The 17,169-nt window shown below is 50.0% G+C and carries 7 protein-coding genes; 2 read left to right on the top strand and 5 right to left on the bottom strand.

Going from position 1 to position 17,169, the window contains the following annotated elements; all coding sequences use genetic code 11:
* Positions 1-260 precede the first annotated feature (260 nt).
* From asnB to gltB, 3 genes are all read right to left on the bottom strand, one after another.
* A complete protein-coding gene (asnB, locus tag H8S65_RS09475) occupies positions 261-1,925 on the bottom strand; it encodes an asparagine synthase B (RefSeq protein ID WP_186929749.1) in 1,665 nt (554 codons plus the stop codon).
* Positions 1,926-1,958: 33 nt separating this feature from the next.
* Positions 1,959-3,386, bottom strand: coding sequence for a glutamate synthase subunit beta (locus tag H8S65_RS09470; protein WP_186929748.1), 1,428 nt, complete (start codon positions 3,384-3,386; stop codon positions 1,959-1,961).
* 203 nt (positions 3,387-3,589) lie between these two features.
* Positions 3,590-8,113: a glutamate synthase large subunit gene (gene gltB, locus H8S65_RS09465; protein ID WP_436277873.1), complete on the bottom strand. Its 4,524-nt coding sequence runs from the start codon at positions 8,111-8,113 to the stop codon at positions 3,590-3,592.
* A 340-nt stretch (positions 8,114-8,453) separates the two neighbouring features.
* On the opposite strand from gltB, the gene H8S65_RS09460 reads away from it, so the two are divergent.
* On the top strand, positions 8,454-9,161 hold the full coding sequence (locus H8S65_RS09460) for a DUF169 domain-containing protein (RefSeq protein WP_186929746.1): 708 nt from the start codon (positions 8,454-8,456) through the stop codon (positions 9,159-9,161).
* A 56-nt stretch (positions 9,162-9,217) separates the two neighbouring features.
* On the opposite strand, the gene H8S65_RS09455 is transcribed toward H8S65_RS09460, so the two are convergent.
* Both H8S65_RS09455 and H8S65_RS09450 read right to left on the bottom strand, forming a co-directional pair.
* The gene (locus tag H8S65_RS09455) at positions 9,218-10,762 is read right to left on the bottom strand and encodes a sensor histidine kinase (RefSeq protein ID WP_186929745.1); all 1,545 of its coding nucleotides are present in this window, start codon (positions 10,760-10,762) and stop codon (positions 9,218-9,220) included.
* A gap of 149 nt (positions 10,763-10,911) precedes the next feature.
* On the bottom strand, positions 10,912-11,352 hold the full coding sequence (locus tag H8S65_RS09450) for an HU family DNA-binding protein (protein ID WP_186929744.1): 441 nt from the start codon (positions 11,350-11,352) through the stop codon (positions 10,912-10,914).
* Positions 11,353-11,577: 225 nt separating this feature from the next.
* Here H8S65_RS09450 and H8S65_RS09445 point away from each other — a divergent pair, with 225 nt between their 5' ends.
* Positions 11,578-16,440, top strand: a complete 4,863-nt coding sequence (locus tag H8S65_RS09445; RefSeq protein WP_186929743.1) for a RecQ family ATP-dependent DNA helicase — start codon at positions 11,578-11,580, stop codon at positions 16,438-16,440.
* Positions 16,441-17,169 lie beyond the last annotated feature (729 nt).

Raw genomic sequence — 17,169 nt, 5'->3', positions numbered from 1 at the left:
ACCGAAGGATTTGTCAACAAATTAAAGATGATTAAAAGAATGTGTTATGGACGAGCAAGCATAGAACTTCTCAAAAGAATGATGATTTGTGTATAAGGCAGCAAATGTGAACAAGACCCCTATGAATTAGTATAGCGGGTAATATTTTTTAACGTTTCAGAATGTAACGCTTTCCCCATATAAAGACGGCAGAATGATAATTCGGTCGAGGCGGAGTTTCATAGTTGAAAGGAGCGCGTGTGCCAAGCGGCATACTGTAATCAGTATGCCGCTTCGTGTATCCCTTTCACCGCCCGGCCGCTGGGGTCGTTCATGTTTTTGAAAGCGGAGTCCCAGGCGAGGGCTTCGGCGGTGGAGCAGGCGACGCTGGGGACGCTCGGTACGCTGCGGGCGGCGCTTTCGCTGGGGAAATGTTCTTCGAAGATGGTGCGGTAGAAGTATTCTTCTTTGTTTTGCGGCGTGTTGACCGGGAAGCGCAGGGCGGCGTTTGCCATTTCGGTGTCGCTGACGGCTTGGGCGGTCACCTTCTTCAGCGTGTCGATCCAGCTGTAGCCGACGCCGTCGGAGAACTGTTCTTTCTGGCGCCAGGCGATTTCCGGGGGAAGCATCCCGGCAAAGGCTTCGCGGAGGATTTTCTTTTCGATTACGCTGCCGGGACACATTTTGGCTTCGGGATTGAGGCGCATGGCAACATCGAGAAACTCCTTGTCGAGGAAAGGAACGCGGCCTTCCACACCCCAGGCGCACAGGCTTTTGTTGGCCCGGAGGCAGTCATACATGTAGAGTTTGCTCAGTTTGCGGACGGTCTCTTCGTGGAAAGCCTTCGCATCCGGGGCTTTGTGGAAATATAGGTAACCTCCGAACACCTCGTCCGCCCCTTCACCGCTCAACACCATCTTGATACCCATCGACTTGATTACGCGGGCCAGCAGGTACATCGGGGTTGAGGCGCGGATGGTCGTCACGTCGTATGTCTCGATATAGTAGATCACATCGCGGATGGCATCGAGCCCTTCTTCGATCGTGTAGTTGATCTCGTGGTGGACAGTACCGATGTAATCGGCCACTTTCTTGGCTGCCGCTAAGTCGGGCGCTCCTTTGAGGCCGATGGCGAAGGAGTGCAGCCGGGGCCACCACGCATCTGCCTGGCCTTCGGTCTCGATACGTTTGGCTGCGTATTTTTTGGCTATGGCGGAGGTGATGGACGAGTCCAGGCCGCCGGAAAGGAGCACGCCGTAGGGCACGTCGCTCATCAACTGGCGGCGTACGGCTGCTTCGAGGGCATCGTGCAGTTCCTCTATGCTGGCGGGATTGTCTTTCACGTTGTCATACTCCATCCAGTCGCGGACGTACCAGCGGGTGAAATCCTTATCGCGGCTATAGAAATAGTGTCCCGGAGGGAACTGGTCGTATGCGGTGGCGAAGCCTTCGAGCCCTTTCAGTTCGGAAGATACGAGGAGATGCCCTTCGTCGTCATGGCCGATATAGAGGGGAATGACGCCGATCGGGTCGCGGGCGATCAGGTAGCAGTCGTTCGCTTCGTCGTAGAGGGCGAACCCGAAGATGCCGCTCAGCTTTTCCACGCATCCCGTGCCGTACTTGCGGTAGAGGGCGAGGATGACTTCGCAGTCGCTTCCGGTCTGGAATTCGTATTCGTCTTTCAACTGTTCGCGGAGTTCGCGGTGGTTGTATATCTCGCCGTTGACGGTGAGGATCAGTTTGCCGTCTTTGCTTCTCAGCGGTTGCCCGCCGGATGCCGGATCGACGATGGAGAGGCGTTCATGGGCGAGGATGGCGGTCTTGCCTTGATAGATGCCGCTCCAGTCCGGACCGCGGTGACGGATGCGTTTACTCATTTTCAGGGCTTGCTGACGGAGGTCGGCGGCGCTGCTATGGATGTTGAAGATTGCTGTAATGCCACACATGTTAGTTGAAAATTAATAATTAAAAGTTGAAAGTTATTTGTCTCTGAGATACTGGTCGATGGCGGCGGCGGCCTTGCGGCCGGAGGCCATGGCACGGACGACGAGGCTGGCCCCGCTGACGGCATCGCCGGAAGCGAAGATGTTTGTGCCGGCTATCTGGTTGGTGGCCGGATCGACGGCGATGTTGCCGCGTGTGTCGACAGCGAGGGAAAGTTCTTTGACGAGCCCCTCCTGTTCCGGGTGGATGAAGCCCATTGCGAGAAAGACGAGGTCGGCTTCGATCACTTCCGTGCGACCGGTCTTACGCATTTCCGGACGACTCCCTTCTTTGGCAGGTAGCCATTCCACCTCCTCGACTTCGACGCCTTTCAGGGTGTTCTTGTCGCCGATGAAGCGGACGGAGGCGAGGTTCCAGCGGCGGATGCATCCCTCCTCGTGGCTGCTGCTTGTTTTCAGCACTTGCGGGTACAGGGGCCAGGGGGTTGCGGGGTTATGCCCGACGGGCGGCTGGGGCATGATTTCGATTTGCGTCACGCTCGCGGCTCCGTGGCGGTTGGCGGTCCCGACGCAATCGCTTCCCGTGTCGCCGCCACCGATAACGAGGACTTTCTTGCCCTTGCAGTTGATGATGTCTTTAGGCGGGATGGCGATGCCTTCGAGGATGCGGTTCTGTTGCGACAGCAGTTCGAGGGCAAAGTGGACGCCTTTCAGGTTACGCCCTTCGATGGGGAGGTCGCGTGGCACTTCGGAACCGATGGCGACACAGACGGCATCGAACGTCGAGGCGATCTCTTTGGCGGATACTTCGCTGCCGACCATCGTGTTGACTTTGAAGACAATCCCTTCCTGTTCCATCAACCGGATACGGCGATCGATGATGTTCTTCCCTAATTTGAAATTCGGGATGCCGAATCGGAGCAGGCCGCCCGGCAGTTCGTACTTCTCGAATACCGTCACTTCATAGCCCCGGCGGTTCAGTTGGTTGGCGGCTGCCAGTCCGGCCGGGCCGCTACCGATAACGGCTACCCGCTTGTCATTGCGCACAGGCTGTACGGGGCGGATATAACCTTCGCGGAAGGCCGCCTCAACGATAGCCGCTTCGTTCTCGCGTATCGTGACAGGCTCGTCGCAGCTCAGTTTCAGCACACAGCTTTTCTCACAGAGGGCGGGGCAGATGCGTCCGGTAAACTCCGGGAAGTCGCAGGTCTGTTCCAGCACGTGGAAGGCTTCGCGCCATTTGCCTTTATAGAGCAGGTCTTGCCATTCGGGTTGTTTGTTGCCTAACGGGCAGGCCCAGTGGCAGAAGGGCACGCCGCAGTCCATGCAGCGGGAGGCCTGTGTGCGGCGGTCGCTGCTGTTGAGCGTTTGTTCTACTTCGCTAAAGTCGTCGATGCGTTCGTGGACGGGACGATATCCGGCTTCTTGCCGGTGTATGGTGAGGAATGCTTTCGGATTTCCCATTGTCTTCTATTATGTGTGAGTTGTTTTATTGTAATCGTTATATATATGCCTTCTTGCACGCTCTCCCGCGCTGCTGACGGATCGCGGATCATTTAGTTCCGCCGGCGGGCTTTGCCGGAACCCGTGTCTGCCTATCGCAGCCTAATGCGCGTGCCTCTCGCATTCCCGCGTGCTTACCTGACACGGCTCCGGGATGCCTGGCTCTAATAGTCGCGCTGCATCTCGGCGATCTTCTGCTGCAACTTCTTCATCTGCTCTTCCTGCAAGACCTTTTTGTATTCGATCGGGACGATCTGGATGAACTCATCCACATATTTGTCCCAGTTGTCGAGCATCTTGCCGGCGAGGTGGCTGCCGGTGAAGTGGTAGTGCTTGCGGATCAGCTCGTGCAGTTCCTTTCGCGTCGTGCTGTCTTCGATCAGCGAGAGTTCGACCATCTCCATATTGCAGTAGTAGTCGAAGTCTCCTTCCTTGTTCCACACATAAGCGACACCGCCGCTCATGCCGGCAGCGAAGTTGCGCCCTGTACGTCCGAGGACCACCACGCGGCCTCCGGTCATATATTCGCAACAGTGGTCGCCGACCCCTTCCACGACGGCGATAGCACCGGAGTTGCGCACGCAGAAACGTTCGCCTACACGTCCGTTGATATACACTTCGCCGCTTGTCGCGCCGTACATCAGGGTGTTTCCGGCAATCGTGTTGTTCTCGGCCACGAAGGTCGAGCGTACCGGAGGCATCACACTGATGCGCCCGCCGCTCAAGCCTTTGCCCAGATAGTCGTTGGCTTCCCCTTCGAGGCGGAAGTTGACACCGTGCGCCAGGAAAGCGCCGAAGCTCTGTCCGGCTGAACCTTTGAATTTGATATTGAGCGTATGTTCCGGCAGTCCGGCGTTGCCGTATCGTTTGGCAATCTCGCCGGAGAGCATGGTGCCTACCGAGCGGTCGGTGTTGGCAATGGCATAATCCAAAGAAATCTCCTGCTGGTGTTCGATGGCCGGCATGGCATGCAGGATGATGTCGCGATCTTTCACATTGCCGGTCAGATGCACCTGCTCTGTCGTATGCCGGACAGCATTTATAGCAGCCTGCGCCGGGACGTGCAGCAATTTGGAGAAATCGAGCAGCGCGTATTTGCCGGACGAAGAGGATGCAGAGGGACGCCGATCGATCAGGTCCGTGCGCCCGATGATGTCGTCCAACCGCCTGAAGCCCATCTCCGCCAAGTATTCCCGGACCTCTTCGGCAAGGAAGGTGAAGAAGTTCACCAAATATTCATGGCGGCCGTGGAAACGCTTGCGCAGTTCCTCGTTTTGGGTGGCGACACCTACCGGGCAGGTGTTCTGATGGCATTTGCGCATCATCACGCAACCTAAGACGATCAGGGCGGAGGTGGCGAAACCGAACTCTTCGGCTCCCAACAGGGCCATCAGGACGATGTCGCGGCCGGTCTTCAACTGTCCGTCTGTTTGCAGGCGGACCTGTCCGCGAAGGTTGTTCATGACCAGTGTTTGTTGCGTCTCCGACAATCCCAATTCGGGAGGCAGTCCGGCATATCGGATGGAGCTCATCGGCGAAGCACCTGTTCCCCCTTCGGCTCCCGATATGACGATGCGGTCGGCCTTCGCTTTTGCCACGCCCGCTGCGATCGTCCCGACACCACTTTCCGATACCAGCTTCACGCTTATCTCGGCGCGCGGGTTGACGTTTTTCAGGTCGAAGATCAGTTGTGCTAAGTCTTCGATCGAGTAAATGTCATGGTGGGGAGGAGGAGAGATCAGCGAGATGCCCGGAATGGAGTGGCGCGTTTTGGCAATCACGTCGTTGACCTTGAATCCCGGCAACTGTCCGCCTTCACCCGGTTTTGCGCCCTGGGCAACCTTGATCTGTATCTCGTCCGCATTCACTAAATATTCGGCTGTCACGCCGAAACGCCCGGAGGCCACTTGTTTGATGGCGGAGCGGAGGGAGAGGCCGTCTTCGCGGGGAGTGAAGCGGGCGGAGTCTTCGCCCCCTTCCCCGGTGTTGCTGCGTCCGTGTATCTTGTTCATCGCCATCGCCATCGTCTCGTGCGCCTCCTTGCTGATCGAACCGAAGCTCATGGCGCCTGTGACGAAACGCTTCATGATCTCGCTTGCCGGTTCCACCTCTTCGACCGGAACAGGCTTTCCCGTCCGGAAGGTCAGGAAGTCGCGGAGGAAGATCGGTGCATCCTTTTCGTCGACGAGATGCGTGTATTCCTTGAACTTCTTATAGCTGCCCAAGCGGGTCGCCAGTTGAAGGGCCGAGATCGTCTCCGGGTTCCACGCGTGTTTCTCGCCGTCTTTGCGGAAGCTGTATAGTCCTTTGTGCTCAAGAATCATACCGTCTATTGTCCCACCGAAAGCCTGATGATGCAGGGCGATGGCGTCGGCGGCTATCTCTTGCAGGCGGATACCGCCTACACTGCTGGCCGTCCCGCCGAAATAGGCATCGATGAGTGCGGTCGAAAGGCCGACTGCCTCAAACAGCTTGGCGCCGCGATAGCTGCGGATCGTACTGATCCCCATCTTGCTCATAACCTTGAACAGGCCCTTACAAAGCGCTTTGATATAGTTCTTGCGCGCCATTTCGTAGTTGAGTTGTATCTCCTGCCTGTCCACCAAGTCCTGGAGGATGGCGAACGACATATACGGGTTGATGGCGCTTGCCCCGTAGCCTAAGAGCAGGGCGGCATGCATCACTTCACGCATTTCTCCCGTCTCCACCACCAATGCGGTCTGCACACGTTTTTGTACGGAGATCAGGTGGTGGTGCACGGCGCTGACCGCAAGGAGCGAGGGAATCGGTGCATGCGTCTCGTCCACATCCTTATCGCTCAGGATGATGTAGTTCACGCCGTCTGCGACAGACTGTTCCGCCTGCTTGCAAAGCCGGTCGAGGGCGGCTTTCAGTCCTTCGCTGCCCCGCGACACATCGAAGAGCATCGGTAGCTTGACGGACTTGAAACCTTTATAGCGGATGTTGCAAAGAATATCTAATTGCGTGTTTGTCAGTATCGGATGGGCGAGACGTACCATCTTGCAATGTGCCTCGTTCGGAATGAGGATGTTGCTCCCTACGGCGCCGATATATTCCGTCAGGCTCATGACCAATTCTTCACGAAGCGGGTCGATCGGCGGGTTCGTCACTTGGGCGAACTGTTGGCGGAAATAGTTGAACAACAGTTGCGGGCGCTCGGAGAGGACGGCCAGCGGCGTGTCGTTTCCCATCGAACCGATCGGCTCCGCGCTGCCTGTACACATCGGGGTGATGATGCGCTCGACGTCTTCGCGGCTGTACCCGAAAGTGCGTAGCATCCTGTCATATCCGGCAACGGTGTGCGGGACGCGGCGCCCGGATTTCAGTTCGTCCAGTTCCACCCGGTTGTTTGCCAGCCAGACGCGGTAGGGCTGTGCGTCGGCAAGCTGCTTTTTCAGTTCGCCGTCGTAATAGATTCTGCCTTCTTCCGTGTCGACCAACAAAATCTTGCCCGGTTGCAGTCGTCCCTTTTCCTCTATTTCACCCGGCTCGAAGTCCATCACGCCCACTTCGGATGCCACGACCATCGTGCCGTTTTTAGTGATCAGGTAGCGTGCCGGGCGCAGGCCGTTGCGGTCGAGCATTCCTCCGGCATACCGTCCGTCACTGAAGAGCAGGGCTGCCGGGCCGTCCCACGGTTCCATCAGGATGGAGTGATATTCGTAGAATGCTTTCAGGTCTTCCGATATCGGGTTCTTTTCGTTGAAACTTTCCGGGACCAGCATCGCCATCGCATGCGGCAGGCTCATGCCGGACGCCACGAAGAACTCCAGCACGTTGTCCAGCGAAGCACTGTCACTCATACCCGGCTGGATGATCGGGCGTATCTCGTCTATGTTCGAGATGCGGGGAGAGGACAGGACGCTTTCGCGCGCTTCCATCCAGCCCCGGTTGCCACGTATGGTGTTGATTTCCCCGTTGTGTGCCAGGAGGCGGAACGGTTGTGCCAGGCTCCAGGTCGGGAATGTGTTCGTGCTGAAGCGGGAGTGGACGAGTGCCAGCCCGCTTGTCAGGTAGTGGTTGGTCAGGTCGGGGAAGTAGTGGCGAAGCTGCATCGACTCCAGCATACCTTTATATATGATGCTCTTAGTGGAAAGCGACACCACGTAGAAATCTTTCCTGTCCGGTATGTCGGATGCCGCCACCCGCTTCTCGATCCGTTTGCGGATGATGTAGAGTTTCAGTTCCAATGCCTGCTGGTCGTCGCATCCGGTGATGAACACCTGCTTGATATCCGGTTCCGTGTCCTGTGCGTCTTTTCCTAAGATGTCTGTGTTGACAGGAACTTTGCGCAGATGCATCAAGGTTAGCCCTTCCTTTTCGATCTCTTCGATCATGATACTGAGGATGGCCGAACGCTGCGTCTCGTCTTTCGGAAAGAAGACCAGTCCGGTTCCGTATTTGCCCTTTTCCGGTACGGGGATGCCTTGCAATAAGATAAACTCGTGTGGGATTTGCAGCAGGATGCCTGCACCGTCGCCGGTTTTGTTATCCGCTCCTTCCGCACCCCGGTGGCGCATGTTTTCCAATACTTTAAGGGCAGACTCTACAATGTCGTGCGATTTTCCGCCGTGGACGTTTACGACCAGTCCTACGCCGCAAGCGTCATGCTCGTTAGCTGGATCGTATAATCCTTGTTTGTTGTTCAAATGGCTTCTTTCTTTCATCATTTGTTGACCTTATGTTTGTGTAATGTTGGTTTTACTTATCAAAATGCTTGGCAAATGTATTATATATGTTTCAAAATGTAATGCTGTTATGCATAAAAGATGAAAGGCTTTTTTATTTCAGGAATCGGTCTGTTTCTATTTGAAAGTATATAGTTGATTTGTGTGATAATTTGTAATTATATTTTTGTTTTGTCATATAAAAATGAAAGTTTATCGTGTTTTCTGTAGAAATAATCAAAATGATAACAAATGAAGCTGTACTCTGTCTTTTTGCTTAGTCGCACTTGATTGCTCTATTTTGCGTATATTTGACAAAACCAATAAAACTGTTTATATCATGGACATAAAAGTATTTCTTAATAACTTCCGTGAAGCCTTCGGGGAGAAAGTCGACTTTCCCATTGTCTTTTGGTTTTCAGATCATTCAGTGAATCCGGTCGATAAGATCGGAGGCTGTCTGTTTAAATGTATGAAAGATGTCAGGGAAGGAAAGACGGTTACCCTGAGTGTCGATACTATCGGTTGTGGCGGAGGAAAGTTCTATGCCGGTTTTACGGAGATGCCGGAGCGTATACCGGGCTTCGTGTCGTTAAAGGAAAAGTACAAACAGACACCGGAGAAGGTATCGGAGTTTCTTGATGAACTGAAAGTCCCCAGGGCAAAGTCTGCTTACCTGAACTTTGCGCGTATGGACCAGGTGGAGAGCTTCGACAATCTGGAAGGGGTGTTGTTCCTGGCTACTCCCGATATGCTTTCCGGTCTGGCTACCTGGGCTTTTTTCGATAATAACGCGCCGGATGCCGTCACCTCTCTGTTCGGTTCGGGGTGTTGCTCCGTCGTGACACAAGCCGTTATAGAAAACAGCCGGGGAGGCAAGCGCACTTTCATCGGATTTTTCGATCCTTCGGTACGTCCTTATTTCGAACCGGATATTTTAAGTTTTATGATACCGTTGTCGCGGTTCCGTGAAATGTACGATACGATGAGAAGCTGTTGCCTTTTCGACACGCATGCCTGGGGGAAGGTAAAGGCGAGGATGGAGTGACATTTACCGGATGCAGCCGGACGCGGGGAAACGCGTCCGGCAATGTATGTGTCAGGTTATACCTGTAATACCAGAATAAAGCGGCTGCCTTTTTTGTATTCGGGATCTATGGACAGTGTGCCGTTTATTTTCGAAGCGATCAGGGAACAGATTGGCAATCCCAGTCCGTCGCCATCGGCAAGGTCTTTGATTTCGGTAAAGGGTTTGAAGATCACTTCCTGCTTTTCGGCAGGGATGCCCGGACCGTTATCGGTAACGATAAACTGGCAGATATGGGCTCCTTTCTTTTTAAATTCCAGCTTGATTTTGCCCGATGTCGTGTAGGTCGCCGCATTTCTCAGCAGATGCAGCAAGATGCGTTGCAACTGTTCGGCATTTGTCTTGATTTCGATCTTCGGGATATCCGTGGTGACTTCGACGCCCGGACGGATATCCTCTTTTATCTGTTCCATCACTTTCTCGCAGAAAGAGCTGACATTAAAAGATTGCGCTTCATAGGTTTCCAGCAAGGAGTTTTCAAGCGAAGACAGTTCTTGTATATGGTCACCGAATTGCTTTAGGGCATCGACACGGGCCTGTATGGCTTTTGCCTGTCCGGGTGCGGAGGCTTGCAATCCGGCTATCGACTTGTTCATTTCGTCCAGCGTCGGTTCCATCTGCGCCGATATGCTTTGGATGAATCCGGTCTGTTGTTCGCTGTGCTCGGTGATGGTCCGGATAATCTTCTTCAACTTCCGGTTCAAGATGATGAAGCGCATGACCAGGAATGCTAAGAACGCCAGTGCGGCAACCAGGATGGCGGCCAGCGTGCAGAGTCCGGCGATGGTATACTGCTTGGCAGATAGCTGGCTCTCTTTTTCCTGTATCGTTTGCAGGCTGCTGTCGTATTTTTGTTGCAAGGCGCCCAGTTTGTCTTCTGCGGTAAGCATCTTTACGGAATCGGCCCATACCATATATTTCTCGTAGGTCTGCTCCATCAGCGAGGTATTATTGGCTTTGCGTGCAATCGCGATCAGGTTTTGATAGCATTCGCTGACTTTGCCGTATTCCTTTTTCTCCCGGTATCGGCTGATGAGCTTGTTGAATGCTGCATCTCCTTCATTCTTCTGTCCGAAGATATAGTAGTAATCGGTTTTTGTGTACAACAGCTCTTCGGAAAGTTCGGGACTGCCTGATTCTTCGGCCAGGTTGTCCAGCGTGTTAAGCTGGAGTTGCGCCTGTGCGGCGTTTCTCAGTTTGATGTACATTTGCAGGCGCTCTTTTGTTATCATAAAACGCAGGTCGTACAGTTTCTTTTGCTCCGCCTGCTCCTGGTTCGCCACTATCTGGCTCATTTGCCGGCAAAGGTCGAACGCTTCCTGATAGTAGTTCTCGCGGTAATAGAGGGATGCCGCTTGTGTTCCGCACTCGATTGCCTGCGTTATTTTTCCTTCATTTGCATAATCCTTATATGCCTGGATATAAAGATAGCGGGCTTTCGTATAGTCTTTGTTCTCAAAGCTACTTTGTGCCTGTTGCTTAAAATTGTCCGCTTTGTTTTGTGCCTGAAGGGGGACACAAAAACAGATAATGAGGGTGATAATAAAGTAGTAAATTTTCATAATTTGAATTTTAACGTTAGACAAATATATGTATTCTTTGTAATAAAGGGCATGAAAATATGAGATTTTTTAGAATATCAGTCATATTTACATACCCTCTATTATTTCCTTTTCTCTTGTTATTCTTTCTTAGTCAAGAGAAAAGAGTCTTAAAGTTCTCCCGGTCTTTCTTCTTCCGGCGGAGTGGTGGTTTCTCCTGTTTCCGGCAGAACAAACTTCTGGATGCTGACCGTGTGGAGCATGTTTTTAAGTAATTCCCCCGGTGTGAAAATGATCTTGCGATGTCGTAAAGTCTCGGCACTCACATTCTTTGCTTCATCCTGGCTTTTGCAGCCGAATGAGGAGCGGAATGTGCCGAAATCGCCTAACTTGACGGAAAGGCCGTTGACAAGATTCATTGCAAGCGCATCGATCACTCCGTCGATTACCAACTTTACGACTCCGCGCGGAGCCATACCTACTTTTGTCACCTGATCGCAAAGATTTGCGAATCCTACCGTACCCATTACCATCGGACGGGCAACATACTTTTCTGTCTTTGACTTGTCGAAACCGAAAGTCGTTTTCTTTACTAAATACTTTAATGCCATAATCTCAATAATTTTTTAAATGATTACTGAGGCAAAGATAGGATACGGCCCACCGGCGGATGTGACTAAAGGCGACTAAAGGCGACTAAAGGTGACAAACGGCGACATAAGAGGATATAAAGCGCTGAACTGTGACGAAACAGGGCGAAACAGGAAGATAAAAGAAGAGGATATTGCCGGATGAAATAAAAGATGTATTTTTGCCACAAAACAAAAACATAGTCCATGAAAGACATCACCTTTGTTGATTTGGAAGTAACGCTGAACACTTGCCGGGTACTGGATATCGGAGCTATCCGATCCGACAGGACTCCTTTTCATGAAAATTCCTTTGATAATCTGTTGCTTTTTTTGCATCAGGTTCCTTATATAGGCGGACATAATATATTAAAGCATGACCTTTTTTATTTGAAACCTCAGTTTGAGAAAGCAGGCTACCGGCAACCGAAAGTAATTGATACACTCTATCTATCCTCGTTGCTGTTCCCGGAAAACCAGCATCATCAACTATTGAAGGATGATAAGTTGCAGGCCGACAAACCCAATAACCCGGTGAACGATTCGCTGAAATCGTTGGTGTTATTCGAGGAAGAACAAAACGCTTTTGAGCGTCTGGATAGTATGCGGAAAATAATCTATTACGGATTATTGCATGATACGGATGAGTTCGGCAGCTTTTTTGATTACATAGATTATGCACCGGATATTCCGGATGATTTTCCGGGTATTATCCTTAAGCGTTTCGATAAAGAAATATGTATATCTTCTCCGCTTGCTGAATTGATAGCCTCTTATCCGGTGGAATTAGCTTATAGCCTGTCTTTGATTGGTTGTTGGGATAGCAATTCCGCCATTCCGCTCTGGGTGTTGCATAATTACCCGAAGGTAGGATGGGTTATGGAGCGTTTGCGGGATACACCTTGTGAAAATAATAAATGTGCCTATTGCAAAGGGGCATTTAATAGTAAGGAAGGACTGAAACATTTTTTCAAATATGATTCGTTCCGTACTTATGAAGGAGAAGATTTGCAGCAAAAAGCGGTGGAGGCTGCGATTAGAGAAGAATCTCTTTTGGCTGTTTTTCCGACAGGCGGAGGAAAATCCATCACATTCCAGGTTCCGGCTTTGATGAGCGGTAAACGGGTGAAAGGACTTACTGTCGTCATCTCTCCCTTGCAATCCTTGATGAAGGACCAGGTGGATAACCTGTGGAAAAATGAAATCATGGATGTTGTTACCATCAACGGGATGTTGGATCCGGTGGAACGTGCCCACGCTATCCAAAGGGTGGAGGAAGGATCGGTTTCCATGTTGTATATATCGCCGGAGTCTCTTCGTTCGAAAACAATAGAGCGGTTGTTGGTCGGACGCAAAGTGGTTCGTTTTGTTATTGACGAGGCTCACTGCTTCTCGGCTTGGGGACAGGATTTCCGTGTGGATTATCTCTATATAGGTGATTTCATACGTCTGTTACAAGAACAAAAAGGAGGGAAGCAAGCGATACCGGTGTCCTGCTTTACTGCCACTGCCAAGCAGAATGTAATAGAAGACATCAAAGACTATTTTTTCGAAAAGCTAAATATACGCTTTAAAACATTCTGTTCGGGAAGTACCCGTAAAAATTTAAAATACAAGGTTTTCAAGGTAGAAAATGAAGATGCTAAATACGAACTGTTGCGGAGTATCATTGAAGAGCATGATTGTCCGGCTATAGTTTACGTCTCCCGCATTAGTACGGCAACCAAAGTTGCCATGCGCTTGCTGCGGGACGGTTTTTCGGCCGGCACTTTTCATGGAAAGATGGAGACCCGGATGAAAACATCCAATCAGAACGATTTCATTGCCAATAAAATCCGGATAATGGTCGCTACTTCTGCTTTCGGAATGGGAGTCGACAAGAAAAATGTCGGTCTGGTGGTTCATTACGAAATATCGGACTCGCTGGAGAACTATGTGCAGGAGGCCGGTAGAGCCGGACGCGACGAAGCAATCGAGGCGGATTGTTACGTCCTTTTCAACGAAGAGGATCTGGACAAACATTTCTTCCTGCTGAATCAAACCAAACTGCGTATGAAAGAGATACAACAGGTTTGGAAAGCAATTAAAGAACTTACCGGTTCCAGGATTTCGTTGTCGGCTCTTGAACTTGCCCGCAAAGCCGGTTGGGATGAAAATATCCAGGACGTGGAAACGCGTGTTACCACCGCAATTGCCGCGCTTGAAGAAGCCGGTTATATCCGGAGGGGACAAAACAATCCGTGTGTTTTTGCCGATAGCATCCTGGCAAAAACGGCTCAGGAGGCTATCGATAGGATAATAGCCTCTCCGCGTTTTAACGGCTCCCAGGAGGAAGAAGCTATACGCATCATCAAAAAATTAATTTCGACGAGAAGCCGCAAGCATGCCAATGGTGAGATCCCGGAATCCCGTATCGATTATATCTCGGACCATTTGGGGATATCCCGGCAAGAAGTGATACTGGTCATTCGTTTGTTGAGGGAAGAAAATATTCTGGCAGATGCCTGTGACCTGACAGCCTATATAAAAAAAGGTGAAAACAGTAATCGTTCGCTCGAAACAGTCCGTCTTTACAACCGTCTTGATGAATTCCTCTTATCTGTTTTTACCACTGAAGCACAATCTTTCAATCTGAAAGAACTACGGGAAGAAGCCGAGATCGAGACAGGCAAAAATATCTCGCCCGATAAGCTAAGCAGGCTCCTCAATTTTTGGTCTGAAAAGAATTGGATCAAACGGATATACCTGGATAATGCGCGTAACCATGTCACGATTGCCCGTACCGGATCAGTCCTCGATCTGGAAGAACTGACGGAAGGAAGGCATCTCTTGTCCGATTTCATCATTCATTATTTGTTTGAGAAAACAAAACAGTCCGGCGAGCAGGAACAGTCCGAAAATGTTTTGGTCGAGTTTTCCGTGCTCGAACTGAAAGAGGCGTACGAGAGGGATGCCCGGAAACAATTGTTCGGCCATGTCATCCGGATGGAAGACATCGAAGATGCTCTCCTGTATCTTTCGCGGATAGGAGCCTTGCAGATCGAAGGTGGCTTCTTGGTTTTATACAACCGGCTGCAGATAGACCGCTTGGTACTGAATAATAAGATGCAATATAAACAGGATGATTATCATAAACTCGAACTGTTTTATGCCAATAAGATCCAGCAGATCAATATTGTCGGCGAATATGTACGGAAAATGCTTTCCGGCAATAGCGATGCATTGGAATTTGTTGACGACTATTTCCAGCTGAACTATTCGTCATTCCTCCAAAAATATTTCCCCGGTAAACGCAGGGATGAGATTAACCGGAAGATGACGAATACCAAACTTCAACGGCTATTAGGAGAATTGTCCGAAACGCAATTGGAAATTGTCAAGGATGACCGTCCCGGCTCTATAGTCGTCATGGCGGGACCCGGAAGCGGAAAGACACGCGTCCTTGTTCATAAACTGGCTTATCTGTTGTTGGAGGAAGATGTCAAGCACGAACAGCTCTTGATGCTAACCTTCTCTCGTGCGGCTGCGAGCGAATTCAGGCAAAGGTTACAGGATTTGATAGGGACTGCTGCCGGTTATGTCGAGATCAAGACTTTCCATTCTTATTGTTTTGATCTGTTGGGATTGCAAGGTTCTTTGGAAAAATCGTCTTCCGTAATTGCCGATGCTGTGGAGAAAATAGACAATGGGGAAGTAGAGATAAATCGCATTACAAAAACAGTTCTGGTGATCGATGAGGCGCAGGATATGACTGAAGACGAGTTTGCACTGGTGGAGGCGCTTATCCGGAAGAATGAGGACCTGAAGGTGATCGCGGTAGGTGACGACGACCAGAATATTTACAGTTTCCGGCGCTCGGATTCCCGATATATGAGAAAGTTGGTCGATGAATACGGGGCCCGTACGCATGATTTGCTGGTCAATTTCCGGAGTAAGAAGCGTTTGATCGGGTTTGCGAATCGTTTTTTGGAAACTATACCGGGAAGGATGAAGCAGTCACGGATCATTTCCCACGATCAGGATGAAGGTGAGATCCGTATCGCTCAATACCAGTCGCCGAATATGATTATACCGTTGGTGCAGGATATTTGTGAAACTCCTTTGACCGGGACGACCTGCGTACTGACTCAGACAAACGAGGAAGCGATACAGGTTGCCTGTTTGCTGAAAGAAAAGCGTATGCCTGTCCGTTTGATTCAGTCGAACGACGGTTTCCGTCTGTGCGATATGGATGAAATGCGTTTCTTCAACCGGGTTTTAGGACTGCAAACGAGGGTGCATCTGATAGATGAAGCACGTTGGATCGAGGCGAAACAAGCTATTAAAAATGAATATTGCGAGGCTGCTTCCTGGGAAATTTGCCGGGGGATTATTCAGAATTTCGAACAGCTTTACTCACGTAAGTATCGTTCGGATTGGGAAACGTATCTGTTTGAATCGAAGCTGGAAGATTTCTATGCCGTTCGGGGAGAAACCATCATTGTCTCTACGATTCATAAGGCAAAAGGGAAGGAGTTTGACAATGTCTTTCTGCTTTTAAACGATAATAGGAATTTATCAGAAGATTGCCAGCCTGTCACGGATGAAAAGAAACGTGAGATTTATGTGGCTCTCACACGTGCAAAGAATCAGTTATCGATCCATTTGAATAGCTATTATCCGGAGATTTTCGGCAATGAGGAAGAAATTGTCCGGTTCGATAAGGCCTATTATCCGACGCCGGAACGTTTGCCGTTCTTACTTACACACCGCGATGTATGGTTGGACTTTTTCAAAGATGCAAGGAGGCAAGAGTCGATTGGAAATCTGAAAAGTGGCATGCCGTTGCGGTTGACGGAAGGCGGTTGTTGCGATTCATCGGATGAGGAAATTGTCCATTTCTCGAAAAGCTTCAAAAAAGTGATCGAGAAGTGGCAGGACAAAGGATATGAACCGAAAGAGGCACGCGTTAATTTCATAGTGCATTGGAAGAAACAGGGAAAAGAAGAGGAGGAGGTAAAAGTGCTTTTACCGGAAATAGTGTTGGTGAAGGTGAGAAACTTAAATGTTTTGGAATTTCCTGATTTCTAATCAATATGTCACGATATGGGGATTTTGTGTAACAATTGAAATTTCTATAAAGCCTGTTTTAGAACTGATTTTGTTACAAGTCTTAACACTTCAACGGCTAAATATCCGTTTTTTACTTCTCCTAAGACTTTTCTATCATTCGTCTAAGAGAAATTTTTGTTCGTCTTAGACGAAGTTGAACTTTGTTTAAGACGAATTTTCTGTTAAATTCTGTTTCGGCTTTAGTGGCATACCTGTTTTTGACGGTCGAAATGTATGTTGTATAGCAGGTTTATTTTCTGTAGCATCAAAATCAGAGTATGGTTTTCTTTTGTGATATTGTAATTTATATTATTGATATGGGCTCTTTATGTTGCCTGTTTTATCGGAATTGATGTTTTGTGTAAGAAACGGTTGCCGGATCGAGCGTTTATGCTATTCGCTTACTCCTGTACAGTGGCGTATATGCTTATAGACTTGATGCCGGTATCGTTTGTGTATCCCTCGCCTGACTATGATTGACATTTTGACAAAGTAGCTTCGATTGGGTTGTGGTTGGCCCGTTTGACATTTAAGGTTGGATTCTCCGGAACAAAACCGCCCCAATAATGATTATATAAGAAAATCCCTTTGCTTTCTTACAATCCGTATGTGGCAAAAGGGCTTTCTCTTTTTATTTGACAGGATTGTCTAAAGCATATCGTTTTATAAAATAATTTAACTAAATGGTAGATAAAATGATTATTTCTA

The organism is Parabacteroides hominis (assembly GCF_014287585.1).
Classification (GTDB): Bacteria; Bacteroidota; Bacteroidia; order Bacteroidales; family Tannerellaceae; genus Parabacteroides; species Parabacteroides hominis.
This window is presented reverse-complemented; position numbering and strand designations above follow the sequence as displayed.